Here is a 25,937-nt window from a genome sequence, read left to right as displayed (position 1 = left end):
GGTGGGTGTCCGTCGGGGCCTCGATGGACACCCACCGTGATCATCGCCGCAGCTCAGTCGCGACATGCGGGGTGTCGCTTCCCCCACCCCGAGACAGATGCGCGTACGGTGGTCCGAGACGCCTGGGTGGCCGACTCGTGGCGTGCGGCCAGCGAAGCGGGACGGAGGCAACGCTATGCGCCCAGTACGCTTCGTCGCCCTTTCCGAGGACGGCCAGGCGCTGGTGCTCGCCGACGAGGTCGGGCGACTCCTCGCCCTGCCGATCGACGAACGCATCGCCGGCGTGATGCACCCCGAGCCGGGTGCCCCGCCGCTCGCGGTGGCACCGAGCACCGTCGACCCGACTCCCTCACTGTCTCCCCGGGACATCCAGGCCCGCATCCGCTCCGGTGAGTCCGCCGAGGACGTCGCCCGGATCGCCGGGGTGCCGGTCGACCGCGTGCTGCGCTACGCCGGTCCGGTGCTCCAGGAACGGGCGATGCTCGCCCAGCACGCCCGTCGCACCCGACTCAAGGGCGCGGAGAAGCCCACCCCGCTCGCCGAGGTGGTCAACGGCCGACTGAGCCAGCACGGCATCGACACCGAGAAGATCTCCTGGGACGCGTACCGGCGTGACGACGGCACCTGGCGGATCATCGCCACTTGGCCCTCCGGCAAGGCCACCGCGCAGGCCATCTGGGACATGGACAAGGCCCGGCAGGTGGTTACCCCGCACGACGACATGGCGCAGTACCTGTGCGCCGAGCGGCCCACGCCGATCCTCGGCCAGGAGCCGGCGCCGGAGCGGGGCGGGCACGCCCTGCCTGGTCCGTCGCGTGGCGAGCCGAGCCGTGGTGGGCACGGGCTGCCGGCCGCGTCCGAACACCCGCGCCCTGGTCGGGATCCGATTCGGGCCGGCCGGGACGCGCTGCTCGCTTCACTGGACCGTCCGCTCGGCGGCTCGTCGGGTCGCGGCCTTGAGCCGCGTACCCCGGCCGCTCTGGCCGGGTCGGACGCGCCCCGGCAGCGGCCGGTCGGCGGCGGCGCTGCCGCGCTGCTCGGCGGTGGCCAGGGCTCGGCCTTCGACGACGACTCGGACGCGCCCAAGGAGGTCCCGGCCGTTCCGTCGCTGGCGGTGCTGCGGCCCCGCCGGACCGGTACGGCCGCCGCGGCGGCCGGTGGCGAGTCCACCGACGCCAACGGCAAGCCGCGCAAGCGCCTGCCGAGCTGGGACGACGTGCTCTTCGGCAGCGGTCCGGCCGCCCGCGAGTCCTCCTGACGCTCGACGTCCACGGTCCACTCCCGAGATCGCCGATGTCGCGGTGTCCCCTGCGCTTGATACCCCGAGATCGGCGCTCCGAAGTGCCCGCCGTGTCGATGTGCTGGTGAGCGGTATACCTCAGAGGTATGAATATGACTCTGAGGTATACCGCTTACCACCGCATCCGCCCCCATGGAGGTGACCGAGGGTGACCGTCGGCAGCCGGCTGCGCCCATCGCCCCAGCGAGGTTAGGCATTACTCGTCTAGCCAGGGCAAGCTCAGGCGCACGACGTTGCCGGCCGATGCCGTTCAAGCCGGCTCGACGAATCAGAGCGGCCAGGCGGCGAGCCGCTCGTAACGCGGGCGTGCCGACCCGAGGTGGCTCCGCATCAGCAGCAACCCCGTCGCCGGCCACTCCGGGCCCGCGTAGTCGTCCAGGGTCACCCTGTCGGCCTCGACGGCAGCCAACTCCACCCGGTCACCGGGCCGGGCGACGGTCAGGTGCGGCCGAAACGGCTTCTCGTCGTACGGCAACCCGGCCACGCGTAGCCGCTCCCGGACGAGCTGGGCCAGCTCGTGCAGCGCCTCGACATCGCCCCGGGCGTCCACCCAGAGCACCGTGCGGCGACCGTCGCCGAACACGCCACCGCCACCCAAAAGCAGCCGGGGCGGGGCGTCCCGGGCATCGCGGAACCGGTCGGCGGCGAGCCCGAGCGCACTCACCACGTCGACCAGCCGGGCGGCCTCGACGTCACCGAGGAACGCCAGGGTGATGTGCAGGTCCGCCGGGTCGGCAAGCCGCACCCGGACACCGGCGGCCGCCGCCGCGCCGACCCGCAGCCGCGCGATCTGCGCGCCGAGATGGCTGACCGCCCCGACGGGCGGATAGACCGCGACGAAGAGCCGCAAACTGTTGGACCGTTCAGCGGTGCCGTTGCCGGTGCCCGGCCCGGGCCGCCGGCAGGGTCAGACCGGCGGCGTGCAGGACGCCCTCCACCCGTACCCGTTCGATCTCCTGGTCGACGCCGGTCAACTCGGTGAGGTGTTCGGTGATCCCGAGGGCGCGGCAGGCCAGCCGGAGCCGGTCGTCGTACGCCTGGACCACCGCGCCGTGCCAGACCATCGACCGGCCGGTGCCGCCGAGCCGCTGACCGCCGAGGCGACGCAGGTCGGCGGCGAGCTGTTCCAATGGGCGACGGTCGGTGCGGTCGAACTCGCTGAGGTCGATGTCGCGGGTCAGCGCGTCGGCTTCGATGGCCCGGTCGAGGCGGGCGATGGTGCGTCGCTCCCGCCGGCGCTCGCGCCACTCGGACCAGGCGCAGACCACCCGGTCGATAATCTCGTCGGCGCAGAAGAGCAGGGCGAACGCCGCCGGGAGGCTGGCCACGGCGAGGAACGCCAGGGCAAGCATCAGCGCGCGTTCGACTCCCACATATCGACGCTAAGCCCCGTCGTGCCACCTCGCCAGCGATTTGGCCGCATCCGCGCTATCCGCCGATCGGGACTTCGCCGTGTTCTCCGAACGTGCGCGAAAAGCCCGTTCCGACCGGAAAGGGCCCTTCGCGTAGCTCAGCAGTCGGTGGAGGTGACGTAGAAGCGGGGCATGGGCAGCACCCGGAAGCGCAGTCGCGCACCAGAGCGGCGCAGTTGCCAGGTGAGCGCGATCAGCGCGGTGGCCAGCGAGATCAGCCCGCCCATCCAGATGCTCGCGCCGGCGCCGAAGTGCTCGGCGACCCAGCCGATCAGCGGTGCGCCGACCGGGTTGGTGCCCAGGAACACCAGCACCCACAGGGCCATCACCCGGCCCCGGAAGGCGGCGTCCACCCCGAGCTGGACGCGCTGGTTGGCGGCCTGGGCGAAGAAGACCATGAAGAAGCCGGTGGGCACGAGCAGCGCCACGACCAGCCAGTACGTCGACGCGAAGCCGACCAGGGTGCCGAAGCTGGCGCAGCCGATCGCGGCGCCGAGCACCAGCCAGACCGACGGGCGGCTGCGCCGGCCGGTGCCGCTGAGCGCCCCGCCCAGCGCGCCGACGGCCAGCGCGGTGCTGAACAGGCCGAAGGAGGCCGCGCCGGTGTGGAAGACCGTCTTGGCCAGCGCGGCGAGGGTGAGCTGGAAGTTGAACAGCGACATGCCGATCACCGACATGACCGCCATCGGCAACAGCAGGTCCGGCCGGCGCCACACGTACCGCAGCCCGTCGACGACCTTCGCGGACGCCCGCTCGTCGCGCGGCAGCAGGGCGTCGCGGTGCAGGTCGGCCGTCCGCATGCGGACCACGTTGACCAGCGGCGCGATGGAGCTGAGGGCGGTGAAGAGGAAGACCGGGCCCACGTCGAAGGCGGCGATGGCCAGACCGGCGACCGCCGGGCCGATGATCCGGGCGGAGTTGAACACGGCGGCGTTCAGCGACAGGGCGTTGGGCAGCAGCGGCGTGCCGACCAGTTCGGAGACGAACGCCTGGCGGACCGGGGTCTCCACGGCGTTGGCCGTGCCGAGCAGCGCGGCGAACGCGAAGACGTGCCAGAGCTGCACCAGATCGGTCAGCACCAGCAGGGACATCCCGAGCGCCAGCACCGTCCAGAAGGCGTTGGCGGCGAAGAGCAGCACCCGCTTGTCGTACCGGTCGGCGAGCCGGCCGGAGAGCAGGGTGAGCAGCAGCACCGGGGTGAACTGGAGCGCGGTGACCACGCCGAGGGCGGTGGCCGAGTTGTCGGAGAGCTCGAGGACGAGCCAGTCCTGGGCGATGAACATCATCCAGACGCCGATCAGCTTGATCAGCTGCCCGGATGCGAAGAGCCGGTAGTTGCGAACCTGTAGGGACTGGAACATCGTGCTCAGCTTGGCCTGCACTCTCGGTGCGCCTCCTCAAGGACGTACGCGTCATCGACAGGTGACGGCACGGCCGGAAGTGGCGCGCGCGGGCTCAGGCGCGAGCGAGCTGCTGGAGAATCTCGGCGGCCCTGTGCAGGGTCTCCCGTTGGTCCTCGTCGAGCGCGGCCAGCCGGTGGGCCAGCCATTCGTCGCGGGCCCGCTCGAACTGGTCGAGCACGGCCTGCCCTCCTTCGGTCGCCGCGAGGATGACCTGGCGACCGTCGGTCGGATGGGGGGTCCGCTGCACGAGGCCGCGGTCCTCCAACTTCGCGACGATCTTGGTCATCGTCGGTGGCTGCACCCGTTCGACATCGGCCAGTTCCCGGGGCGTCATCGCGCCCGCCAGCCGCAGGCTGGTGAGCGCGGAGACCTGGGTGACCGTGAGGTCGCCGACCGGCCGGGCCCGTCGGACCCGCCGGTTGAGTCGGGTGATCGCATCTCGCAACTGGGGAGCCAGCTGCGCCGGTGGCACGCGTTCCGCCGTCACCGTCCGCTCCGTCACGTTAGTTAGCTTAACTAATGAGCCTGGCTAACGACATCCGTATGACCAGGCTCACGAGGATGTTCGTGCTGTTCCGGGCGGGCAATCACCCTCGACTCCCCGCCCGGACGACGCGTCAGAGGACCAACGACTCGATGGGCCCGCGCAGGAAGTACAGCACGAAGAGCGCGGCCACCCCGTACAGCAGCGGGTGGATCTCCCGGGCCTTACCCTTCGCCAGCTTGACGACCACGAAGGTGATCAGACCGGCGCCGATCCCGTTGGAGATCGAGTAGGTGAACGGCATCAGCACGATGGTGAGGAACGCCGGGATGGCGATCTCGTAGTCGGACCAGTCGATGGTCCGTACCGCGGTCATCATCAGGAAGCCGACCACCACCAGGGCCGTCGACGCCGCCTCGAACGGCACGATCACCACCAGCGGCGCCAGGAACATCGCCAGCAGGAAGAGGACGCCGGTGACCAGGCTGGCCACGCCGGTCCGGGCGCCCTCCCCGACACCGGCGGCACTCTCGATGTACGACGTGTTGCTGGAGGTACTGGCCGCACCACCGGCCGCCGCCGCGATCGAGTCGACCAGCAGGATCTCCTTGGCCTTCGGCGGGGTGCCCCGCTCGTCGAGCAGGCCACCCTCCTGACCGACCGCCACCATCGTGCCCATGGTGTCGAAGAAGTCCGTGATCAACAGGGTGAAGACGAACATCAGCACGACCACCCAGCCGGCCCGGCCCCACGAGTCGAGCACGTTGAACTTGCCGAGCAGCGACAGGTCCGGCACGTCCACCACCGTCTTGGGCAGCTCCGGCACGTTCAGTGCCCAGCCCTTCGGGTTGGGCTTCCCGTCGACGAACGACGGGCCGATGTTGGCGACCGCCTCGACGATGACCGCCAGCACGGTGGAGGTCAGGATCCCGATCAGGATCGCGCCCTTCACCCGGCGCACCACGAGCACCAACGTGAGCAGCAGGCCCACCACGAAGACCAGCAGCGGCCAGCTCACCAGCTTGCCGCCGATGCCCAGGCCGACCGGCACGGTGGTGTTCGCGACGTCCGGGATCCGCCGGACGAAGCCGGCGTCCACCAGGCCGATGATGGTCAGGAAGAGGCCGATGCCGACGCCGATGGCCGTCTTCATCTGCGTGGGCACCGCGCGGAACACCGCGGTACGCAGGCCGGTGAGCACCAGCACGGCGATGAGCACACCCTCGATCACCACCAGGCCCATCGCGTCGGCCCAGGTCATCTCGGGGGCGATCTCGTACGCCACCAGGGCGTTGACGCCCAGACCGGCGGCGAGCGCCAGCGGGAACCGGCCGACCACACCCATCAGGATGGTCATCAGGCCGGCGACCAGCGCGGTCGCCGCGGCCAGCGCCGGAATCGGGAGGGACTTGCCGTCACCGTCGACGGCACCGCCCAGGATCAACGGATTGAGCACCACGATGTACGCCATCGTGAAGAAGGTCGCCAGGCCACCGCGTACCTCACGGCTCAACGTCGAGCCGCGGGCGGAGATCTCGAAGAACCGGTCGAAGCCGTTACGCGGGTGAGCGGGGTCGGGAGGTGTGCCGTTCTCGGGCGGCGCTACTGCCATCAGGGTCCTCGCAGGTGATCTTCCAGTTGTCGCGCGCATCGTCCCAGATCACCGACGGGCAGGGGAAGCGGATCGCGTACGCTTGCCCGATGCCGAACGACCAGCCACCGCGTCCCGCGCCGCTGGACCCACCGATGGTGCCGTTCGCCGTCGCCGGGCTGATCGCATGGGCGGTCGTCGGGCTGGTGCTGCTGGTCTTCTTCCGGGGCTGGCTGACCGAGCACGACCACGAGAACTGGCTCTGGACCTGCCTGGCCGGTTTCCTGTGGGGGTTCCCCGGCCTCGCCGTGATGATGCGTCACGACGCCAACCGACGCCGCCGCCGCGCGAGCTGACGGCACCCGGCCGCGCCGGAGCGAACGCTCAGGGGTGCCCGTACGGCTCCGCCGGCTCGGCTGCCTCCACCGAACCCGGGGCACGGCTGACCGACATGGCCTCCACCGCGCTGTCGTCGTACACCGTCGGAAGGTCCTCCACCGCGGTCTCGGCGGCCTCGATCAGCGTCTCGGAGTGGGCGCCGCAACCATGGTCGGCGCTGACCACCCGGCCGTCATCCGGAGCGTAGAAGTTGCCGCACGCGCCGAAGGCCTGCCGCATCGCACCGGCCAGCGGCAGGTAGAAGCCGCAGGTGCCGCAGCGGGCGGCGGCCGGGGCGGCGACGGAGATGGCCGCCGTGGGGCCGTGGTCGCCGTCGTACCAGCGCTGCGCCGCGTCGGCGCGACCCTCCCGGGAGAGCACCCGGGCCCGACCGAGACCAAGCTCCCAGGCCGTCTCCTCGACCGCCGGGTCGTCGGAGAGCAGATAACCGGGGGCCAGCCGCTCGTCCTCCGGGGAGGTCGGCAGCAGGTCACCCGGGCCGAGGTCACCCGGCTTGAGCCGCTCCTGCCAGGGCAGCCAGCCGGGCGCGAGCAGCGCGTCCGGGCCGGGCAGCAGCACGGTCTCGCAGATGGTCACCGTGCGGCTGCGCGGAACGCGGGTGACGGTGACCGCCCACCGCCAGCCGCGGTAGCCGGCGAGGCGGCATTCGAAGTAGTGGGTGACCAGCCGTTCACCCTCGGCCACGACCTGCAGGTGGTCGCCGACATCGTCGGCGTCCACCTCGGTGATGCCAGCGCGGGCCACCTCGACGGCGGCGGCGCAGACCTGGTCGAGACGGGCGGCACGGGTGGAGACGGGCCTGGTCACCCGACCATTGTTCCCCATGCTCCCCGCAGAGGTGACAGGGACTCCCGGGGAACCTTTCACCGCAGTGGTGCGGCGTACCTGGATCAGATGGGCGAGGATGGTGCACATGCCGCCGTACTCCCGCTCCGGGCGATCCGTCCTCGGGCGGACCGTCGGCACCGGCATTCGGGCCGTCCGCCTGCTCCTGCGTGGTTCGGTGGGCAGCGGCCGCTGGGTCACCCGCCGGGCCGGTCGGGCCCGGACGCGGGGCGCCGGCGGCGAGGTCGGCATGGTCCGCCTGTTCGATCTGCACGCCGTCTCCTGCGCGGGCGACACACTGATCGCCATCGGCCTGGCCGGGACGATCTTCTTCAACGTGCCGCTCGGCGAGGCCCGCAGCAAGGTCGCGCTCTACCTGCTGGTGACCATGGTGCCGTTCGCGATGCTCGCCCCCGTGGTGGGCCCGCTGCTGGACCACTTCCGGCACGGCCGGCGGTACGCGCTGGCCGCGACCATGCTCGGCCGGGCGTTCCTGGCCTGGCTGATCTCCGACTACATCCACGGCTTCGGGCTCTATCCGGCCGCGTTCGGTGTGCTCGCGCTGTCGCGTGCCTACGGCGTGGCACGGTCCGCGGCGGTGCCCCGGCTGCTGCCGGAAGGGCTGGGCCTCTCCCAGGTGGGCGCACGGGCCAGCGTCTACGGCACGGTGGCGGGGGCGCTCGTGGCCCCGATCGGGTTGGCGGCCTTCTGGTTCGGGCCGCAGTGGCCGCTGCGCGTCGCGTCGGTGATCTTCCTGATCGGCATGGTGATCTCCCTGCGGCTGCCACCGAAGGCGGACTCGGAGCCACCGGAGCGGGTCCCCCGCGCGCTGCGCGCGCTGGGCCGCCGCGAAGACCGGCCGCTGGGCCGGGGCCGACCCGCCGGGCGGCTGGTGATCGCCACCCTGATCGGCGCCGCGACGCTACGCGCGGTGTACGGCTTCCTGCTGTTGTTCCTCGCCTTCGCCATCAAGAAGGGTGACCTGACCACCGCCGTGTTCGGCCGGGACCTGGGCGCGGAGTGGGCGCTCGGCCTGATCGGCGGCGCGCTGGCCGTCGGCAGCTTCCTGGCGACCGCCGTCGGCACCCGGTTGCGCATCCACCGGCCGACCGCCATCCAGTCCAGCAGCATGATCATCGTGGCGGGGGTGGCGGTGCTCGCCGTCATCCAGTTCTCGCTGTCGATGGTGGCCCTGCTCTGTCTGGTCACCGCGCTGGTCAGCGGGGTGGCCAAACTCGCCGTGGACGCCTCGATCCAGGAGCGCATCCCGGAACGGCTGCGGGCCAGTTCCTTCGCGCACTCCGAGACGGTGCTGATGCTCGCCTTCGTGGTCGGCGGTGGGCTCGGACTGGTCCCGTTCGACGGCCGCACCGGCATCGCGGTCGCCGCCGGCGTGGGCATCCTGGCCGCCGTCCGGGGGGTGGTGGTCGCCGCCCGGCTGCGCGCCGAGAAGCTCGCCGGCCGGCCGCTGGGTGACGACGAACTGACTGAGGACGAGCCGGCCGAGGACGAGCCGGTTGCCCAGCCCGCGGACGTCGCCCCCACCTCGCCGGCTCCAAACCAGGCCAACTCGCCGCAGCACGACGAGCCGGGGCTGGCACCGCCGGGCTACCACATCTACCGCCCCTCCTCGGCAGTCGGCGGCCCGGGCGGCGGAGCGGACGACGAGACCCGCCGGGAATCCCCCGGCTCGCTCTCGTGACCGGCCTGCTGGTGGTGACGGCGGTGCCGGCCGAGGCGGACGCCGTACGGGCCGGGCTGACCGACGCCAGCGTCACCGTCGCCCCGATCGGGGTGGGCCCGGCGGTCGCTGGTGCCGCCACCGCACGGCTGCTGGCCCTGGCCGAGGCGGCCGGTCGCCCGTACCGCGCAGTGGTCAGCGCCGGCGTGGCCGGCGGCTTCACCGGGCGGGCCGCGGTCGGCGACACGGTGCTCGGCACCGCCAGCATCGCCGCCGACCTGGGCGCCGAGTCACCCGACGGCTTCATCGGTGTCGACGAGCTGGGCATGCCACCCGCGTTGCTCGGCGGAGGCAGCGTGGTGCCCGCGGACCCGGGCCTGCTCGCGGCACTCCGGGCGGCCCTGCCGTCGGCGACGACCGGCCCGGTGCTCACCGTCAGCACGGTCACCGGCACCGCCGCCAGCACCGACGAGCTGCGCCGCCGGCATCCGGAAGCGGTCGCCGAGGCCATGGAGGGGTACGGGGTCGCGGTCGCCGCCGCGCAGGCCGGGGTGCCCTTCGTCGAGCTGCGCACCATCTCCAACCCCATCGGCCCCCGTGACCGCGACGCCTGGCGGCTGCGCGAGGCCCTCACCGCGCTGACCGCGGCAGCTCCGGCGCTGCGCTGACCACGGGCACCCGTCACACCTCGAGCATCAGCGCCGACGGCCTGCTCGCCTGCAGCTCGAACCCACAGGCGAGAAGGAACTCGACGTTGCCGAACTCGGCGACCGCGTGGGCGGCGCGAATGCCCGCACGTGTCATCTCCTCCGCCAACAGCTCGACAAGCCGCCGCCCGACGCCAAGCGCCCGCAGGCCCGGGGCGACGACCACACCTTCCAGCACCAACTCACGCCGGTCGTCCAGATCCTCGCCGAGGAGCAGATCGACGCTCCGCTCATGAGCCCGCAGCTCACCGACCGGCCCGCCGCCGGGCACCTCGGCGAGGAACCGCCAGGACGTGGCCGGCAGCCCGTCGGATACCCGCCGGAAGGTCATCTGCGCACGCGCCTCCGACCGCCACCGCCGCCTGTCCCGCCGCGCCCGATCCAGGTCGTAGGTCAACTCCGGAACCTTCACCGGCCACAACTTCTCCGGGAGCGTGTACGAGTGCACCCACCAGGCGCCCGGCCAGTCTTTGAGGGTTCGGACCCGGCGGACGTCGAGGTGGGCGGGGTACCGGCGGTCAGCCTCGTCCCGTGGCTCGTCGGCCGGCATGCCCAGCAGCCCGCCGCCCGCGGACCCGTCGCCGTCCCCGGGTAAGCGGAGCGCGAGCTCGCCGCCCGCGGCCGCGACCAGCCGCGCCACCGTTCGAAAGGCGGGCCCGCCACCCTGGCCGGCCTCGATGCGTGCCAGCGTGCTCTTTGGGACCCCGGACCGCTCGGCCAACTCCCGCTGGCTCAGATCGGCACGTCGACGAAGATCACGCAGCGCCGCGCCCACATCGATCGCATCCCCTCCGGCTGCCACCCGCTCATGGTTTTCTGCGACGGCGAACGCCGTCAACAGCCCCCCTTTCGCCTGTGGATAACCATGTGGAAAACGTCACCGCCGCTGTGGGTATCCCCCCTCGGTCGGGCCCTATCGAGCTGCCCCATGTGTGGGGCGGCTGCCTGGGGCGGGACACCGCCACCAGGATCGCCCCTCGATGCCCGATCACGGCCACGCCACCGCCGCCACCGCTCGCCGCGGGCGCTGACCTCGCCCCATATCTGGGGCAGCTCGACAGGGCGCGACGTGACCTCACCCACCCCCGCCCGAGCCCTACCGGGCACCCCGCCTGAGCTAACGGGAGCACCCCGCCGAGCCCGACCGGACACCCCCGCCGGAGCCCGCCGGGAGGCAGCCGGGAGGCCGGAAGGCGGGGAGTCCGGGAGGCCGGGAAGCCGGACCGCCGAGGGCCAGGCCGGAACGCCGAGGGCCGGAACGCCGAGGGGGCTGGGAGGCTGGCTCCGGGCGGGCCGGGCCGGCCGTCGTGGATCACAGTGGGCGGGGTGTGCGCGAGCTGTTGGCCGGGGGCGGGGCTAACGTGAGGGCGTGGCGCTCTCCCTGGCGATCTCGCCCTGCCCCAATGACACGTTCGTCTTCGACGCCCTGGTGCACGGGCGGGTGCCCGGTGCGCCGCCGGTCGAGGTGACGTACGCCGACGTGGACGTCACCAACACGGCGGCCGAGCGGGGTGCGTTCGACCTGGTGAAGGTGAGCTACGCGGCGCTGCCCTGGCTGCTCGACGACTACCACCTGCTGCCCTGCGGGGGCGCGCTCGGCCGCGGGTGCGGGCCGCTGGTTCTCACCAGGGGCGACCGCGCCGACCTGACCGGCGCCACGGTGGCGGTGCCCGGTGATCGGACGACCGCGTACCTGCTGTTCCGGCTCTGGTCGGCCGGGCAGTCGCCGGCCCGGATCGAGGTGGTGCCGTTCCACGAGATCATGCCGGGCGTCGCGGCTGGTCGCTACGACGCTGGGTTGGTCATCCACGAGGCCCGGTTCACCTACCACCGGCACGGGCTGACCGCGCTCGTCGACCTCGGCGAGTGGTGGGAAGCCGACACCGGGCTGCCCATCCCGCTCGGCGCGATCCTGGCCCGGCGCGGCGCGGTGGACCCGGTGGCAGCGGCCGGATGGATTCGCGAATCCGTCCGGCAGGCCTGGGCGGATCCGGCGGCCAGCCGGGAGTACGTGCTCGCGCACGCCCAGGAGATGGAACTCGACGTGGTGGACCGGCACATCGGCCTCTACGTCAACGAGTTCACCGCCGACCTGGGCGAGGCCGGCTTCGCTGCGGTGACGGCGCTCCTCGACCGCGCCGCCACCGCCGGCCTGGTGCCTCAGACCTCCAGCTCGCGCGCCACCGCGTGGACCAGCTGAGCGATCTTCTGCGCGGTCTTCTTGTCCGGGTACCGGCCCCGGCGCAGGTCCGGCTGGACCTTCGCCTCCAGCACCTTGATCATGTCCTCGACGAGGCCGTGCAGCTCCTCGGCCGGCCGACGTCGCAGCTCCGCCATCGACGGCGGCGCGTCCAGCAGCTTGACGCCCATGGCCTGCGCGCCCCGGCGGCTGTCCACCACGCTGAAGTCGACCCGCTGACCACCCTTGAGGTCGGTGACGCCCGCCGGCAGAGCACCCTTGGGCAGAAACACGTCGCCGCCCTCGTCACTGGTGACGAAGCCGTATCCCTTGGCCGTGTCGTACCACTTCACTCGACCCGTAGGCACCTGAAAACCCCTGCTTCACTTGAGCCGCTACTGCTCCCAGGCTAGCTGGATCATGCCGTCGAGCGCCGCTGGGAATCCGGTGAGATCGTCCAGCACCACGCTCGCCCCCGCCGCACGCAGCTCATCCGGGGAGCACGGCCCGGTCGCGACAGCGATTCCCGGCACCCCTGCCACGCCCGCCGCCACCATGTCCGCCACGTGGTCACCGACGTAGTGGGTCGCGCCGTGCTCCCGCAGCGCGGTCGCCTTCTGCTCGGCGAACAGGTCACCCGCCAGCTCGTCCACCACGAGGCCGAGGTGATCCAGGTGCAACCGGGCCAGTCGGCCAATCTTGGACGTGACGACGAGCACCCTTCCGCCCCGGGCACGGATCGCGTCGATCGCCTCCCGCGCGCCGGGCAGCGGCACCGTCGGTGTGATGGCGTACGCCGGATACAGCTCCCGGTACGCCTGCACGGCCGACTCGACCTGCTCCGGCGGGAACCAGTGCGCGATCTCGGTGCGCAGCGGCGGGCCGAGCCGGGACACGGCCAGGTCGGCGTCCACCAGTACGCCCGTCCTGGCGGTCAGCGCCCGGTAGGCCGCGGCGATGCCGGGGCGGGAGTCAACCAGGGTCATGTCGAGATCGAATCCGACGGTCAGCGCGGGCATGTCGAGAAACGTACCCGGCGACCTTTGACCGCCCGGACGTCCGAGGGGCGCGACTGCCCCACCCCGGGCTAGCGTGGAAAGACGATGACCACCTCACTCGCCGACCACCTGCGGTCGCTGCCCGACGAGTCGCTGGCCGCGCTCCTCCAGCTCCGGCCGGACCTCGTCGTGCCCGTGCCGGCAGACGTCTCCGCCCTGGCCATCCGCGCCCAGTCCCGGGTCTCGGTGGCCCGCGCCCTGGACGGTTTGGACCAGTTCACCCTCCAGATCCTCGACGCCGCCCGGCTCACCCGGCATCCGGACGAGGGCACCACGGCCACCGACGCCGTGCTCGCCATGGCGACCACCGGGCCGCACCCGCCGGCACCGACGGCCGTCCGGGCCGCCCTCGGCCGGCTGAGGGCGCTCTTCCTGCTGTACGGCCCCGAGCACGCCCTGCACGTGGTGCCCGCCGTCGACGAGGTCTCCCCGTACCCCGCTGGGCTCGGCCGACCCGCCGCGGAGCTGGACCCGCGCACGGCCGCGCTCTGCGCGGACCCGGCGAAACTGCGCCGGACGCTGCTCGCCGCGCCCCCGTCGGCCCGGGCGATCCTGGACCGGTTGGCGGCCGGACCACCCGTGGGCAGCGTGCCCCCGGGCGCGTTGCAGGCACCACCGATCGGCACGCAGGACGCCGTCCTCGCCGACCCGACCAACGGTGGCGCGCCGACCGGCTCGCCGGTGCGCTGGCTGGTCGACAACCGGCTACTGGTCGCCGTCTCGGCCGGCTCGTCGACGGCCAGCGGCACGGTCGAGCTGCCCCGCGAGGTGGGGCTGCTGCTGCGCCGCGACAGTGGCCCGCTCGGGCCGTTGCGCACCAGCCCGCCGCCGGTGGCCACCGCGCCCCGCGAGCCCAAGGCGGTCGACTCGGCCGGCGCCGGGCAGACCATGGAGGTGGTCCGGCACACCGAAGGGCTGTTGGAGCAGCTCGCCGCCGAACCCGCGCCGGTGCTGCGCTCCGGCGGCATCGGCGTCCGGGACCTGCGCCGGCTGGCGCGTACCGCCGGCCTGGACGAGCCGACCACCGCGCTGCTGCTGGAGGTGGCGTACGCGGCGGGGCTCGCCGGTGAGCTGGAGATGCCCGGTTCGACCACCGGCCGGTACGGCGCTGATCAGCAGATGCTGCCGACCGGCGGGTACGAGGTGTGGCGGGCCGCGTCACTGGCCCAGCGGTGGGAGCACCTGGCCCGCGCCTGGTTGACGATGACCCGACAGGTCGGCCTGGTCGGTCGGCGGGACGACCGGGACCGGCCGATCACCGCGCTGTCCGCCGAGGCCGAGCGGGCCGGCGCGCCGGCCACCCGGCGGGCGGTGCTCGGGGTGCTCGCCGACCTGGAGCCGGCGACCGCGCCCACCCCGGAGGAGGTGCAGGCCCTGCTGGACTGGCGGGCGCCGCGACGCAGCCGGGGTCGGGAGGCCGCCCACCGGGAGGTGCTTGCCGAGGCGGCGCAGCTCGGCGTGACCGGCCTGGGGGCGCTCACCTCGTACGGGCGGTTGTTGCTGGGCGAGCTGACGTCGGCCGACGAGCCGGGCGGCGACCCGCTGGGGTTGCACGCGGACGCGGAGAGCGGCGATCCGTCCAGTGCCGCGCGGGCGTTGGACGCGCTGCTGCCCGCCCCGGTCGACCACTTCCTGGTGCAGGCCGACCTGACCGTGGTGGTGCCCGGGCCGCCCGAGCCGGCGCTGGCCGCCGAGTTGGAGGCCACGACCGAACCCGAGTCGGCTGGCGGGGCGAGTGTGCACCGGGTCACCACGGCGAGCGTGCGGAGGGCGCTGGACGCCGGTTACACGGCCGACGATCTGCACGAGCTGTTCCGGCGACGGTCGCGTACCCCGGTGCCGCAGGGACTCAGCTACCTGGTGGACGACGTGGCCCGTAAGCACGGTGGGCTGCGGGTCGGGTCGGCCGGGGCGTACCTGCGCAGTGACGACGAGGCGCTGCTCACCGAGGTGCTGGCCGACCGGCGGCTGGAGTCGTTGACGCTGCGCCGGCTGGCGCCGACGGTGCTGAGCACCCCGTACCAGGTCAGCCGGCTGTTGGGCGCGCTGCGGGACGCCGGGTACGCGCCGGTGCAGGAGGACGGCACGGGCGGCACGATGCTGTCCCGTCCCCGGATCAGGCGTGCTCCGGCGCGGGTCGCGGTGACCACCAGGACGCTCGACCCGCTGGCCGCCCCGAAGCTGCCGATGCCCCGGCTGCTCGGGGTGGTGGAGCACATCCGCCGGGGTGACGCGGCGGCGCGGGCGGCCCGCCGGGCGCCGGCCGTCGTCCGGGGCGGGGCGGCAGGGCTGGGCGGAGGCCCGGTGCCCGCGCACACGCACAGCGAGGCCCTTGCCGTGCTCCAGCAGGCGGTCCGCGACAAGGCGCTGGTCTGGGTCGGGTATGTCGACGCGCACGGGGCGACCGCGTCCCGGCTGGTCAAGCCGGTCTCGATCGGTGCCGGCTACCTGCGAGCCGAGGACGAGCGGACCGAGATGCTGCACACCTTCGCACTGCACCGGATCACGGCGGCGGTGCTGGCGGACTGACGGGGCGACGCCGCCGCTGCTCGGTCAGCGGCGGCTGCGCCGAAAGGTGCCGACCACCGAGACGACAAGCAACAGTGCGAAGCCGGCGCCGGCGGACTCACCGACCGAGTCGACGAAGCCCTGCCGCAGCACCAGCCAGCCGAAGAGGAACCACCCGACGAGGAGCGCCGCGGCGAGGGCGTACGCGACCACGGTCACGCGGGACACCTCGTCGGGTGGCGCCTGTTCATGCTCTGCGATCACGTCACGGTCGACCGTCATGCCCAGCCTCCCCGCCCGGTGCGGCCCTGGACTCCCAAGAGTGTCACTCCCGGGACGGGTGTGACAGGGGATAAACCCCGAGTCGGGCGGGATGGTCAGGTGCCGGGGCGGCGGCCGATCAGCACCACCCGGGTGCCGACCTTGCCCAACTCCCACATCCGGACGGCGTCGGCGTGCAGCAGGTTGACACAGCCGTGCGAGCCGATCGACTTGTCGTGCAGGTAGGTCGTGGTCTCGTGGAACCCCATGCCCTGGGTGAAGTGCTGCCAGTACGGCAGCCACACCTCGTACGGGTTGGACCACTCCTTCGGATTGCGGTAGTTGACCGTGTAGGTGCCGGACGGGGTCCGGTAGCCGGACATGCCGGTGCGCGTCACCGTCGGCGCCATGATCACCTTGCCGCCCCGGACCGCCCACACGGTCTGCCGGGTCAGGTCCACGCAGAAGGTGGTGCCGGTGCCGCCCTTGCAGCGGGTCGTGTCGGTGGTGGCGAGTCGCTGGGCCACGTCCGAGGTCGTCGGTCCGGCGCGTCCCTCGACGGGGCGAATGCCGTACCTCTTCTGGAACTTCTTGATGGCGGCGCAGTCGGCGGCGGACTGCCGCCCGTCGACCGTGACCGGCCCGAACCCGCCCAGCCGGGCGAGGTAGGTCTCCACGGCTCGCTGGTGCTGGCCCTGCGGGCAGCCGGCGACGGTCGGCGTACCGGTGCTCGGGGTCGGGGTCGACGCCGTGCGGGTCGGCCTCGGCGTGGGTTTGCGGGAGGGTTTCGACGTCGGCGCGGCCGGCGTGGGCCGGCCGCGCTGGCCCGGCCCGGACGTGCCGCTCGCCCCCGTTGCCTGTTCCGCCGCACCGACCGGGGCGGCTCCCCCGCCACCACTCCCGCCGGACTGCGGATCGAACGTGCACGCGCCGGCCCCGACCAGCACGACCACCGCCAGGGCAACCAACCGGGAAGTGCTCCGGACACGCCTCATGGCACCTCCCCTGGACGGTCGTCCCTTTGCTAGACGTTCGTGAGTGCCGTCCTGGTTGCACCCGGTGCTCATCTTTCTTTCCACGTTCTCCGCCGTGCAACACTGGATGGTCGGCCAGCGGCGGGTCTGCGACCCGCTCCGGCTGGACGGCCAACCGAGGAGAGGACGCTGGCGTGAGTGGTGGACCCCTGATCGTGCAGTCGGACAAGACCCTGCTGCTGGAGATCGACCACCCCGACGCGCAGGCCTGCCGGATGGCGATCGCCCCCTTCGCCGAGCTGGAGCGCTCCCCGGAGCACGTGCACACGTACCGGCTGACCCCGCTCGGGCTGTGGAACGCCCGTGCGGCGGGGCACGATGCCGAGGGCGTGGTCGACACGCTGATCAAGTACTCGCGGTACCCGGTGCCGCACGCGCTGCTGGTGGACGTGGCCGAGACGATGGACCGCTACGGCCGGCTCCAGCTCGCGAACGACCCGGCGCACGGGTTGGTGCTGCGCGCGCTCGACCGGCTGGTGCTGATCGAGGTGGCCAAGAGCAAGAAGCTCGCCGGGATGCTCGGCGACAAGATCGACGACGACACGATCCGGGTCCACCCGTCCGAGCGGGGCCGGCTCAAGCAGGCGCTGCTCAAGCTGGGTTGGCCGGCGGAGGACCTGGCCGGTTACGTCGACGGTGAGGCGCACCCGATCGAGCTGGCCGAGGCCGGCAAGGACGGGCGCAAGCCGTGGACCCTGCGGTCGTACCAGCGGGAGGCCGTCGAGGCGTTCTGGGCCGGCGGGTCGGGTGTGGTGGTGCTGCCCTGCGGCGCCGGCAAGACCCTGGTGGGCGCGGCGGCGATGGCCGAGGCGAAGGCGACCACGCTGATCCTGGTCACCAACACGGTCGCCGGCCGGCAGTGGAAGCGGGAGCTGATCGCCCGTACGTCGCTGACCGAGGAGGAGATCGGCGAGTACTCGGGCGAGCGCAAGGAGATCCGCCCGGTCACCATCGCCACGTACCAGGTGCTCACCTCGCGGCGCGGCGGCGCGTTCACCCACCTGGACCTGTTCGGCGCCCGTGACTGGGGCCTGGTCGTCTACGACGAGGTGCACCTGCTGCCCGCGCCGATCTTCCGCTTCACGGCGGACCTCCAGGCCCGCCGTCGGCTGGGCCTCACCGCCACTCTGGTACGCGAGGACGGCCGCGAGGGCGACGTGTTCAGCCTGATCGGGCCGAAGCGGTACGACGCGCCGTGGAAGGACATCGAGTCGCAGGGCTGGATCGCCCCCGCCGAGTGCGTCGAGGTACGGGTGACGCTGACCGACGCGGAGCGCATGTCCTACGCGACGGCGGAGGCCGAGGAGCGCTACCGGATGGCGGCGACCGCCCGCACCAAGCTGCCGGTGGTCAAGGCGCTTGTCGACCGGCACCCGGACGACCAGGTGTTGGTGATCGGCGCGTACATCGACCAGTTGCACCAGATCGGCGAGTACCTCGACGCGCCGATCGTGCAGGGCTCGACCACGAACAAGGAGCGGGAGCGCCTGTTCGACGCCTTCCGCACCGGGGAGATCCGCACCCTGGTGATCTCGAAGGTCGGCAACTTCTCGATCGACCTGCCCGAGGCGGCGGTGGCGATCCAGGTGTCCGGCACGTTCGGGTCGCGCCAGGAGGAGGCGCAGCGACTGGGTCGGGTGCTCCGGCCGAAGGCCGACGGCCGGCAGGCGCACTTCTACACGGTGGTCTCCCGGGACACCATCGACACCGAGTACGCGGCGCACCGGCAGCGCTTCCTCGCCGAGCAGGGGTACGCGTACACCATCGTGGACGCCGACGACGTCCTCGGCCCGTCCCTGCCGTCCTTCGACTGACGCCTCCCTCGGCCTTGGCGCCTTGATCGACTCCACATCGCCGACGTGGCGGTGTCCCAGCAGGTTGATGCCCCCACATCGGCGATACGGAGTCGATCGACGCGCTGACCCCGTGCACGCTCAGCGGGAGAAGCGGTCCACCAGCACCGCGAGTCGCCGGTCGTGGCCCTCACGGCGGAGCCGGCCGCTGCGCATCAGCGTGACCAGCCCGTGTAGGCCGCTCCAGAACGTCTCGGTGACCGCCTCCAAGTCGTCGTTCCCGGCGATCGGACGCACCGCGTCGGCCAGCTCGGCGAAACCCCGGGCCAGGTCGGTCGGGACGTCCTGGCTGGCGAACGGCAGGTCCACGGCGAGGGTGAACATCGCGTCGTAGAGGGCGGGCCGCTGTTCGGCGAAGGTGGTGTACGCCGTGGCGACGTCGGCGACGGCCTGCCGGGGGTCGGCGGCCGAGGTTCGGGCCGCGGCCAGGGCGGTGGCCAGCTCGGCGAAGCCCTCGACGGCGACCGCCGCCATGATGGCGTCCTTGCCCTTGAAGTGGCTGTAGAGGACGGGCTGGCTGTATTCGATCTCGGCGGCGAGCCGCCGGGTGGTGACGGCGTCCCAGCCCTCGGCCAGGGCCAGGTCGCGGGCGGCGGCGACGATGGCCCGTTCCCGTTCCGCCCGCTCGCGCTCCCGGCGCGTCTGAGTCGACATGACAAAATCCTAGCACCGCTAGCAAACCTGCCGCTGCTCTGCTAGCGTCGCTCTCATATCTAGCAACGCTAGGAATTGGAGCGGACCATGTTGTCACCCCTCGCCTACGGGCTCGCCGTCGTCCTCAGCCTCTTCGTCGCCTTCATCGGTGCGCGGTTCCTGCTGGTGCCGCAGGCCGCAGCCGCCGGGTACGGCGTACCGGCCCGGCCGGATGGCGACCCCGCCTACCTGACGATCAAGGGCCTACGCGATCTCAGCTACGGCCTGCTCGGCCTCGCCCTGATCGCCTTCACCACGGCCGACGCGGTCGCGTGGTTCATGCTGATCGTCGCGCTCGTCCCGCTGGGCGACACCCTCATCGTGCTCCGCAACGGCGGAACGAAGGCCGTAGCCTTCGGCATCCACCTCGCGACGGCCGCAGTGGTCCTCCTGAACGCCGCCCTCCTGTTCGCCCTGTAACGCCCCACCTCATGCGGTGATCAAGAGGTTCGTGTCATCGACAGGCCGATCGGTGACGCAAACCTCTTGATCACCAGGCCGGGGAGGGTCAGGGGGCGGGGGTGGGCAGCGGTCGGGGAGGGTGACCTCGCCGGGGTAGTGCTCGAAGGTGTCCATCGTGAACCACTCGTCCAGCTCCGGGTCGAAGAGGTTCTGCAGGCCGAACTGCAACACCTGCCACCCCAGCGTCCACCTTGTGACTGCCCTCAGTTGCTCTTCCGTGGCAGGAAGCCGATCTCCTCAATACGGGCCATGATGGCCCCGACGAAGGCGGCGAAACCGACCTCCAGATCCGGTTGCCGGACGGGCGCGTCAACCTCCCTTGATGAAGTGACTAGGCAGGTGGCGTCGTACAGGCCGGCGCTCCGTAGGCGTTTACAGAGGATCACGTAGCGGTCGAGGTACGAGGTCTCGGCGAACGCGGGATCGATCGGGAACGTGCCGCTCCGAGGACCGCCCTTGCGGATCGAGCCCGGCGCCTCCTCCACCAACAGCAGGTAGCCGAGCCACGGCCTCAGCCGACCGAGTAGGCCATGGTCGTACGCCTGCCGCAGGTCGACAGCGCTGCCGATCGCCTCTTCGTTCCGGTTGTTGAAGTTGTTGCCGAATGACGGACCGACGTGCGACTTGAGCTCGATCGCCGCAACCAGCTGACCCTCGTGAAGCACGACGAGGTCCCACTTCTTGGCGGGCCGCAAGTAGCCCGGCAGTTCGACCCCGGACTTGCAGCGCACGGCGCCGGGCGGGAAGCCGGCATCGCGGAACACATTCGCGAGGAGCTCTGTCATCGCGTCGAGATGTGCTCCGCCGGTGACTGCGCCCCGCCCTCCGGTGTCGGCCCTGCCGGACAAAAGCTTTTTAGCAGCCTGCGACTCTCGCACCGCCCATGAGCTACGAACCGCTTCTTCGAACGAGCGCTGATCCACCGATCACATCTCCAGAGTCTCGATCCCGTACACGCGCAGCGCAACCTCCGTCGCCGCGCGCGTGTCCCGCTCATGGAAGGCGGCGGCGAGCGCAGCACGGTCGGCGGCCGAGATCGCCTCGGGCCTCGGGACGCGGATCCGACGCAGGTACTGGGCTTGGAATCGAAGGGTGCCGCCCCGCATCTTAACGGCGTAAGCCTCTACAAAGGCCTGTGCGACACCCGAAAGCAAGAGTCCACCCAGGACTCTGAGATCCCAGGCGTCGGAGACGATGTAGTACAGGTTGTGATGCGGATAGAAGCCACCCTCGTCCAGGACGGGGTGAATGGTGGTCTTCATGTCCGGAAACAGAAGCTTCGGGCGTTCGATCAGGGAATGGTCGACTTTGTCGATGGTCCTGTACCAGTGTGCGGGGCGCTTGCCGGCCACGTGCCGGCGCTTGAGGGCCGCCGCGTGCCGCTGGTAGTAGGCCCGGAGGCGCGGCAGCGCGGCCAGGTCCACGAGCTGACCGTCCGCGTCCCACGGGTTGACGAGATAGTGGCCGGACCAGGAGTGACTCCCCGAGGTCGTGTCCTTGACCATCGACAGCGGCAGTAGCCGCCGCGGTTCGACGTCGGCGTCCGTGGTGATGAAGACGCTGTCGGCACCCGTGGCAACGCCGATGCCGACCCGGGTCCCGGTGTTCGCGTCCTCGAGCGGGGGGAAGCGGTCGTTCAGTGCTTCGATCAAGGCCAGGCGGGACGGAGACCCGGCCGGCCAGGAGTCACCCCCGGTGAACCAGTGGGGCAGTCGCGCGACCTCGTACCGGTCGTTCGCCCGGGTCGCCAGCTCCGTGCCCGAGATCGACTCCACCAGCTCTGGGGCGTCCTGGGGCCCGAAGCCCCGCCGGGTGTCCACGACTACGGCGTCTCCCTGCCGGGCGCGGCGGACCACCGTGACGGCCGGATAGGCCGACACCTGCTCCTCGAACGCGTCGACGTCGTGCATCGTCACCGTGACGTCGACGCTGTAGCCGGCGGTGATGAACTCCCGCAACTGTCGGCCGTACTGGTTGCGCATCCAGCGGTCGGCACAGATGAACGCGAGGACTCCGCCCGGCCCGAGGGAGCGCAGCCCACGCTCGTAGAAGCCGACGTAGAGGTCGGACCGGCCCGTCATGGTCGGGCAAGCAGCGCGGTAGGCGAGCATACGGTCCGCGGGCACAGCCTCCAGCCGGACGTACGGAGGGTTACCCACGACGAAGTCGACGTCCTCCTGGACGTGCGGATCGAGCAGGTAGTCCCCCTGCCGCAGCCACGCCGTCGCCACCTCGCGCGCCTCGGGAAGCGACCAACCCTCGTCGACCAGCACCTCCCGCACCAGCCGCCTACTGGCCGTCACGTTCGGGGTCAACAGGTCGAAGGCACGGATTGCCCGCTTGGCGTCGAGCAGAGGCCGGTCGTGCTTCCGGCACGAGGCGCTGACCCGGGCGGCCATCGCGGCCAGGAAGGCACCGCCGCCACAGGCTGGCTCGACCGCTACCAGCGCGGCAAGATCACGGTCAGCCGTGTAGCCGGCCAGGTCGAGGATCAAGTCGACCACCCAGCGGCGGGTAAAGACCTCGCCGTGCTCGACAGACTCCGCCGGGATAGCGGTCAGCGACGACAGCGTCTCGCCGAGCATGAGTTGTCGCATCTCCGCTGCTACCGCCTTCACCCGACGAGCATAGGACAGCGGGCTCGGCGCAGATCAGACCAGCACACGGCTGATGCCACTCGGAGTGAGTTGGCATACGCGACGGCGAGGCCGAGGAGCGCTACCGGATGGCGGCGACCGCCCGCACGAAGCTGCCGGTGGTCCGCGCGCTGGTCGACCGGCACGCAGGCGACCAGGTGCTGGTGATCGGTACGTACATCGACCAGTTGCACCAGCTCGGGGAGTACCTGGACGCGCCGATCGTGCAGGGCTCGACCACCAACAAGGAGCGGGAGCGGCTCTTCGACGCGTTCCGCTCCGGTGAGCTGCGGACCCTCGTCATTTCCAAGGTCGGCAACTTCTCCATCGACCTGCCGGAGGCGGCGGTGGCGATCCAGGTGTCGGGGACCTTCGGGTCGCGGCAGGAGGAGGCGCAGCGGCTGGGGCGGGTGCTTCGCCCGACGACCGACGGGCGGCAGGCGCACTTCTACACCGTCGTCTCGCGGGACACGATCGACACCGAGTACGCGGCGCACCGGCAGCGGTTTTTGGCGGAGCAGGGGTAGGCGTACACCATCGGACGCGGACGACGTGCTCGGACCGAAGCTGCCAAGCGTCGACTGACCCCTAGTCGATCGACTCCGCTTACGGGAGTGGCGGGATCCCCCGGTCACCCCGTCTGAGGCGGCCTATCCGACCACGTTTGCCGCCAGCACCTCCGGCCGGACGGGCCCCCGTCCGGGGGTAACTGGTCGGCATTGCCGGCCAGCGTCCGCGGGGGTCATTCCGTGCGGTCCAGTCCAAGGTGTCACGCCGACTATGGTCGTTGGTGTCGGTCGCGCATCACGCCATTCGTTGACTCTCCGCTGACCTGTGGGCTCACGAGAACCGGCAAAGCCACGTGTCGTCTAGCGGCGTGATGTCAAAAGGCTGTCCCGAACTTGATGCGTTCCATGAGGTCGATGACGTAGTGAACAAGTTCGTCGACGGCGTTGGTGTAGGCAAAGATCCCGGGATGTACGCCAAGCTGGGGATCGAAGCCGGCCGCGGCGATGACTATGGGGAGGTGGATGCCTCGGCGTTCGAGGGCCTCAATGAGAGTGATACCCGCAGTCTCTGCCGGCTGCTCTGTGTCGCGGCGCATGTCGCTGAGAACCAGGTCGTAGGACCTTGCCTGGAGGTTAGCCAGCGCCTCGGTTGTGGAGCGTGGTGTATCTACGATCATGCCAAGTTGCCGGAAGAGGCGGATCAGGGGCATGTTCCAACCCGGGTTGTCGTCCACCCAGAGGATGCGACCACCTTTTAGGATCTCGGCCGCGTGTTGCAGCCGGGAAACGGCGGCGCGTCGCTCGCTAGCGGAGGGTGGTGTGCCCACCTCCGACTTGGCCGCCGCCTCATCGAGCAACTGCTCGGCGAAGCCCAGCTCAAGCATTGGCGTCTTCACGCTGTTGAGGCGACCAAGCTGTGGGATGAGGGCGCTGCGCAGAGTGAAGTAAACCAACGCGGCGAAGGCAACCCAAAGCATCGCAGGGACGACTTTGATCACTTCCACGGTAACGGCCTGGGACACCGGTTCTCCGTCCGCCTCTGCAAGTAAACCGATCGAAGGGTACCGCTTGTTACCGGGGCGATGCTCGTCGCTGCTCGCGTTTCGGTTGCTGCCCGATACAGGTAGTGATCAACCACCAGCCATACCCGCCATTCCTCGCTCAGGTCGGAGAAGACGACGTGAACCACGTCGGCCGTGTCGTCTCCTGGCGGCATGCAGACGACGACAGCGACGCCTCCGACGGCATGACGATGGTGCCGGTGGTGGCATTCACTGAGGATGACGGATCCCCGTGGGGCGTGTTCGAACGACGGCGAGGGTCAGCTTGTACCTGGGGTGACACACGATTGGCTGTGGAGCGTGCAGCGAAGGATGACCTGGCGCGGAGGCGCCTCGCTTACAAGCTCTGTGCGTGGCGTCCGCAGTCGTCCGGCGGTGGCTGCACGCTCGGACCTTGACCGGCAGTCAGCCACACTTAAAGTTCAACGGGATGCGCCCCCTCCCAGAGCGCCGCCGCCTCCTGGACGAAGTGATCACACCAGGGGCCATCGTCAGCTCTAATCGTAAATTTCGGCTCTCCGGGAGCTTGGTACGTGTAGTACTCCCCGAACACCATGCTGTTAGGCGACCGTGTCTCCTCAGTTGAGTCAACCGCGATGAGGCCCAACGCAAGCGGATGCCGGGTCAGCCGGACTGCGATATCCCCGCCGGTCGTCTGCCGTAGCTCCCGCAGCAAGCCCAGCGCGTGCCGGACCCGCTCTCGCGTACTATCCGGCCATCGATGGGCGTAGTAACGCTCCGAAGCTACTGCGACTGCGGGCGACTCCGGATCAACTAGGAGGAAACGGATCACGCAACCGGCTCTGAGCCACCGCTCGAACCGTCCGTACTCACTGGTGAGCAGAGTGTTGCGGGTTACGCCGGTGATGAGCAGGTGATGTGCACGAGACATCACCTCTACCAGCTCTGGGCCGAACTCGTCCGCGAACGCTGGCCGAGCTGCCCGCCCCACGGCGCGCTCGACCGCGGGAGGCCAGGGTTGGCCGCCTTCCCACATCCTGTTGGCTTCGGCGACAAAGTGCTGAAACCAGGGTGCGTCAGTTGTGTCCAGCCGCAGGATCGGCGCGGCTTCTGCTGAGGGCCTGTACTCGTAGTGCTGCACGACAATCAAGCCGCGCTCGTATTCAACGTCCACTGCATTGACGCCGATGTTCGGTACAGCCGTGGTCACCCGCACCTCGAGCCTGCCGCCCGCCTCCTGCAGGCCGGCGAGTTCTTCGAGGGAAGCCCGGATACGACTTCGCAGACGTTCGATGCGAGCGAAGTCGGCCGTTGAACTGGCGGCCACGCGCACCGCGCTGTCATCGTCTGGGTCAACCATCAGTACCCGTACGTCTGCACCCGCAGCAAGGGAGTGGCGCAAGTAGGTGCGGCTCGTTTCGATGGTCCGGCCCAGCGACCTGCCGATGAGTAGCAATGACCTAGCCTCCTGGCGTCGCACCACCAGATCCTCTGGGAAATTGGATCGCAGCACCTCGGTACGCGTCATCCGTCGTGTCTCAGCGATCTCCGCAACCTGCCGCCTGGAACGGATCTGCGCCAGTGCAAGGAAGGTCAGCAGCCCGAGCGTCGCTGAGGACAGGGCAGATGCGTTCGCCATTCCGGCCGAGCCGAGCACGGTGAAGACGAGCGCACCAGCGGCCAAGACGTAGAGATCGAGGTCGCGATGGGACACCGCGCGTCGCACCACGTTCGCGAGAGTCCGGAGTGGACTGGCCATGGGGAGAGAGTACGTACTTTGAGCGCGGGCGGGATCGGCCGACGTGGTCCGCATGCTCTCGGTCGACCTACCTGCGACAGTCGACCGTTTGGCTAGGCGAAAGTCGTGGTCGGCCGTTGTGCTAGGGGATGTGCATCCGGGCGGGGGAAACCGGCGGCAGT

The 25,937-nt window shown here is 71.0% G+C and carries 24 protein-coding genes and 1 pseudogene; 9 read left to right on the top strand and 16 right to left on the bottom strand.

Going from position 1 to position 25,937, the window contains the following annotated elements; genetic code table 11:
* The first annotated feature begins 175 nt into the window (after positions 1-175).
* Positions 176-1,258, top strand: coding sequence for a septation protein SepH (gene sepH, locus ABZU53_RS11705; protein WP_355065543.1), 1,083 nt, complete (start codon positions 176-178; stop codon positions 1,256-1,258).
* Positions 1,259-1,568: 310 nt separating this feature from the next.
* Here sepH and thpR read toward each other — a convergent pair whose 3' ends face one another.
* From thpR to ABZU53_RS11680, 5 genes are all read right to left on the bottom strand, one after another.
* A complete protein-coding gene (gene thpR, locus ABZU53_RS11700; protein ID WP_354854806.1) occupies positions 1,569-2,150 on the bottom strand; it encodes an RNA 2',3'-cyclic phosphodiesterase in 582 nt (193 codons plus the stop codon).
* A 13-nt stretch (positions 2,151-2,163) separates the two neighbouring features.
* Positions 2,164-2,673: a hypothetical protein gene (locus ABZU53_RS11695; RefSeq protein WP_354854804.1), complete on the bottom strand. Its 510-nt coding sequence runs from the start codon at positions 2,671-2,673 to the stop codon at positions 2,164-2,166.
* 137 nt (positions 2,674-2,810) lie between these two features.
* Positions 2,811-4,094, bottom strand: a complete 1,284-nt coding sequence (locus tag ABZU53_RS11690; protein WP_354854802.1) for an MFS transporter — start codon at positions 4,092-4,094, stop codon at positions 2,811-2,813.
* A 73-nt stretch (positions 4,095-4,167) separates the two neighbouring features.
* Positions 4,168-4,617: a MarR family transcriptional regulator gene (locus ABZU53_RS11685; protein ID WP_354854801.1), complete on the bottom strand. Its 450-nt coding sequence runs from the start codon at positions 4,615-4,617 to the stop codon at positions 4,168-4,170.
* A 115-nt stretch (positions 4,618-4,732) separates the two neighbouring features.
* A complete protein-coding gene (locus ABZU53_RS11680; protein ID WP_354854799.1) occupies positions 4,733-6,211 on the bottom strand; it encodes an NCS2 family permease in 1,479 nt (492 codons plus the stop codon).
* Between the two features lie 89 nt (positions 6,212-6,300).
* On the opposite strand from ABZU53_RS11680, the gene ABZU53_RS11675 reads away from it, so the two are divergent.
* Positions 6,301-6,546 carry a DUF2530 domain-containing protein gene (locus tag ABZU53_RS11675; RefSeq protein ID WP_354854797.1) on the top strand — a complete coding sequence of 82 codons (246 nt, stop codon included), beginning with the start codon at positions 6,301-6,303 and terminating at the stop codon, positions 6,544-6,546.
* Positions 6,547-6,574: 28 nt separating this feature from the next.
* On the opposite strand, the gene ABZU53_RS11670 is transcribed toward ABZU53_RS11675, so the two are convergent.
* Positions 6,575-7,504 carry a DUF3027 domain-containing protein gene (locus ABZU53_RS11670; protein ID WP_355065541.1) on the bottom strand — a complete coding sequence of 310 codons (930 nt, stop codon included), beginning with the start codon at positions 7,502-7,504 and terminating at the stop codon, positions 6,575-6,577.
* Between ABZU53_RS11670 and ABZU53_RS11665 the strand changes: the two genes are divergently transcribed.
* Together ABZU53_RS11665 and ABZU53_RS11660 are read left to right on the top strand one after the other, a co-directional pair.
* Positions 7,503-9,116 (top strand): MFS transporter, encoded by a 1,614-nt coding sequence (locus ABZU53_RS11665; protein WP_355065539.1) that lies wholly within the window; start codon positions 7,503-7,505, stop codon positions 9,114-9,116. The genes ABZU53_RS11670 and ABZU53_RS11665 overlap by 2 nt on opposite strands.
* Positions 9,113-9,763 (top strand): futalosine hydrolase, encoded by a 651-nt coding sequence (locus ABZU53_RS11660; RefSeq protein WP_355065537.1) that lies wholly within the window; start codon positions 9,113-9,115, stop codon positions 9,761-9,763. Before ABZU53_RS11665 ends, ABZU53_RS11660 begins: the two co-directional genes overlap by 4 nt.
* 13 nt (positions 9,764-9,776) lie before the next feature.
* Here ABZU53_RS11660 and ABZU53_RS11655 read toward each other — a convergent pair whose 3' ends face one another.
* Complete coding sequence (locus ABZU53_RS11655) at positions 9,777-10,604, bottom strand: GNAT family N-acetyltransferase (RefSeq protein ID WP_355065535.1); 828 nt, start codon at positions 10,602-10,604, stop codon at positions 9,777-9,779.
* 567 nt (positions 10,605-11,171) lie between these two features.
* Between ABZU53_RS11655 and ABZU53_RS11650 the strand changes: the two genes are divergently transcribed.
* Positions 11,172-12,002: a 1,4-dihydroxy-6-naphthoate synthase gene (locus ABZU53_RS11650; RefSeq protein WP_355065533.1), complete on the top strand. Its 831-nt coding sequence runs from the start codon at positions 11,172-11,174 to the stop codon at positions 12,000-12,002.
* Here ABZU53_RS11650 and ABZU53_RS11645 read toward each other — a convergent pair.
* Both ABZU53_RS11645 and ABZU53_RS11640 read right to left on the bottom strand, forming a co-directional pair.
* Positions 11,963-12,349, bottom strand: coding sequence for a cold shock domain-containing protein (locus ABZU53_RS11645; protein WP_088986676.1), 387 nt, complete (start codon positions 12,347-12,349; stop codon positions 11,963-11,965). The genes ABZU53_RS11650 and ABZU53_RS11645 overlap by 40 nt on opposite strands.
* A gap of 27 nt (positions 12,350-12,376) precedes the next feature.
* The gene (locus ABZU53_RS11640; RefSeq protein WP_355065531.1) at positions 12,377-13,000 is read right to left on the bottom strand and encodes an HAD family hydrolase; all 624 of its coding nucleotides are present in this window, start codon (positions 12,998-13,000) and stop codon (positions 12,377-12,379) included.
* A gap of 84 nt (positions 13,001-13,084) precedes the next feature.
* Here ABZU53_RS11640 and ABZU53_RS11635 point away from each other — a divergent pair, with 84 nt between their 5' ends.
* Complete coding sequence (locus ABZU53_RS11635; protein ID WP_355065529.1) at positions 13,085-15,568, top strand: helicase-associated domain-containing protein; 2,484 nt, start codon at positions 13,085-13,087, stop codon at positions 15,566-15,568.
* Positions 15,569-15,592: 24 nt separating this feature from the next.
* Here the strand turns inward: ABZU53_RS11635 and ABZU53_RS11630 are convergent, their stop codons facing one another.
* The gene (locus tag ABZU53_RS11630; protein WP_354854783.1) at positions 15,593-15,829 is read right to left on the bottom strand and encodes a hypothetical protein; all 237 of its coding nucleotides are present in this window, start codon (positions 15,827-15,829) and stop codon (positions 15,593-15,595) included.
* Between the two features lie 95 nt (positions 15,830-15,924).
* Positions 15,925-16,803 (bottom strand): L,D-transpeptidase family protein, encoded by an 879-nt coding sequence (locus tag ABZU53_RS11625; RefSeq protein WP_355065527.1) that lies wholly within the window; start codon positions 16,801-16,803, stop codon positions 15,925-15,927.
* 173 nt (positions 16,804-16,976) lie between these two features.
* On the opposite strand from ABZU53_RS11625, the gene ABZU53_RS11620 reads away from it, so the two are divergent.
* Complete coding sequence (locus ABZU53_RS11620) at positions 16,977-18,656, top strand: DNA repair helicase XPB (protein ID WP_355065525.1); 1,680 nt, start codon at positions 16,977-16,979, stop codon at positions 18,654-18,656.
* A 120-nt stretch (positions 18,657-18,776) separates the two neighbouring features.
* On the opposite strand, the gene ABZU53_RS11615 is transcribed toward ABZU53_RS11620, so the two are convergent.
* Positions 18,777-19,349 (bottom strand): TetR/AcrR family transcriptional regulator, encoded by a 573-nt coding sequence (locus tag ABZU53_RS11615; RefSeq protein ID WP_355065523.1) that lies wholly within the window; start codon positions 19,347-19,349, stop codon positions 18,777-18,779.
* An 87-nt stretch (positions 19,350-19,436) separates the two neighbouring features.
* On the opposite strand from ABZU53_RS11615, the gene ABZU53_RS11610 reads away from it, so the two are divergent.
* Complete coding sequence (locus tag ABZU53_RS11610) at positions 19,437-19,808, top strand: DUF4267 domain-containing protein (protein WP_355065521.1); 372 nt, start codon at positions 19,437-19,439, stop codon at positions 19,806-19,808.
* A 245-nt stretch (positions 19,809-20,053) separates the two neighbouring features.
* On the opposite strand, the gene ABZU53_RS11605 is transcribed toward ABZU53_RS11610, so the two are convergent.
* Entirely contained in the window at positions 20,054-20,773 is a 720-nt protein-coding gene (locus ABZU53_RS11605) for a PaeR7I family type II restriction endonuclease (protein ID WP_355065519.1), read from the bottom strand.
* A gap of 3 nt (positions 20,774-20,776) precedes the next feature.
* Positions 20,777-22,468, bottom strand: coding sequence for an Eco57I restriction-modification methylase domain-containing protein (locus ABZU53_RS11600; protein ID WP_355065517.1), 1,692 nt, complete (start codon positions 22,466-22,468; stop codon positions 20,777-20,779).
* 86 nt (positions 22,469-22,554) lie between these two features.
* Here ABZU53_RS11600 and ABZU53_RS11595 point away from each other — a divergent pair.
* Positions 22,555-23,013 (top strand): annotated as a pseudogene (locus tag ABZU53_RS11595) (helicase-related protein); the annotation flags it as partial.
* A gap of 356 nt (positions 23,014-23,369) precedes the next feature.
* Here ABZU53_RS11595 and ABZU53_RS11590 read toward each other — a convergent pair.
* Both ABZU53_RS11590 and ABZU53_RS11585 read right to left on the bottom strand, forming a co-directional pair.
* Positions 23,370-24,017, bottom strand: coding sequence for a response regulator (locus tag ABZU53_RS11590; protein WP_355065515.1), 648 nt, complete (start codon positions 24,015-24,017; stop codon positions 23,370-23,372).
* A gap of 454 nt (positions 24,018-24,471) precedes the next feature.
* Positions 24,472-25,776, bottom strand: a complete 1,305-nt coding sequence (locus ABZU53_RS11585) for a hypothetical protein (protein WP_355065513.1) — start codon at positions 25,774-25,776, stop codon at positions 24,472-24,474.
* Between the last annotated feature and the right edge of the window lie 161 nt (positions 25,777-25,937).

The sequence above is a fragment of the Micromonospora sp. NPDC005194 genome (assembly GCF_040608335.1).
Taxonomy (GTDB): Bacteria; Actinomycetota; Actinomycetes; order Mycobacteriales; family Micromonosporaceae; genus Micromonospora.
This window is presented reverse-complemented; position numbering and strand designations above follow the sequence as displayed.

Bases quoted from the DNA above. Each gene is read 5' to 3' on its own strand.
- ABZU53_RS11585 (WP_355065513.1), bottom strand. From the start codon at position 25,776: ATGGCCAGTCCACTCCGGACTCTCGCGAACGTGGTGCGACGCGCGGTG.
- ABZU53_RS11640 (WP_355065531.1), bottom strand. From the start codon at position 13,000: ATGCCCGCGCTGACCGTCGGATTCGATCTCGACATGACCCTGGTTGAC.
- ABZU53_RS11670 (WP_355065541.1), bottom strand. From the start codon at position 7,504: ATGTGCACCATCCTCGCCCATCTGATCCAGGTACGCCGCACCACTGCG.
- ABZU53_RS11635 (WP_355065529.1), top strand. From the start codon at position 13,085: ATGACCACCTCACTCGCCGACCACCTGCGGTCGCTGCCCGACGAGTCG.
- ABZU53_RS11665 (WP_355065539.1), top strand. From the start codon at position 7,503: ATGCCGCCGTACTCCCGCTCCGGGCGATCCGTCCTCGGGCGGACCGTC.
- ABZU53_RS11680 (WP_354854799.1), bottom strand. From the start codon at position 6,211: ATGGCAGTAGCGCCGCCCGAGAACGGCACACCTCCCGACCCCGCTCAC.
- ABZU53_RS11630 (WP_354854783.1), bottom strand. From the start codon at position 15,829: ATGACGGTCGACCGTGACGTGATCGCAGAGCATGAACAGGCGCCACCC.
- ABZU53_RS11610 (WP_355065521.1), top strand. From the start codon at position 19,437: ATGTTGTCACCCCTCGCCTACGGGCTCGCCGTCGTCCTCAGCCTCTTC.
- sepH (WP_355065543.1), top strand. From the start codon at position 176: ATGCGCCCAGTACGCTTCGTCGCCCTTTCCGAGGACGGCCAGGCGCTG.
- ABZU53_RS11615 (WP_355065523.1), bottom strand. From the start codon at position 19,349: ATGTCGACTCAGACGCGCCGGGAGCGCGAGCGGGCGGAACGGGAACGG.
- ABZU53_RS11625 (WP_355065527.1), bottom strand. From the start codon at position 16,803: ATGAGGCGTGTCCGGAGCACTTCCCGGTTGGTTGCCCTGGCGGTGGTC.
- ABZU53_RS11675 (WP_354854797.1), top strand. From the start codon at position 6,301: ATGCCGAACGACCAGCCACCGCGTCCCGCGCCGCTGGACCCACCGATG.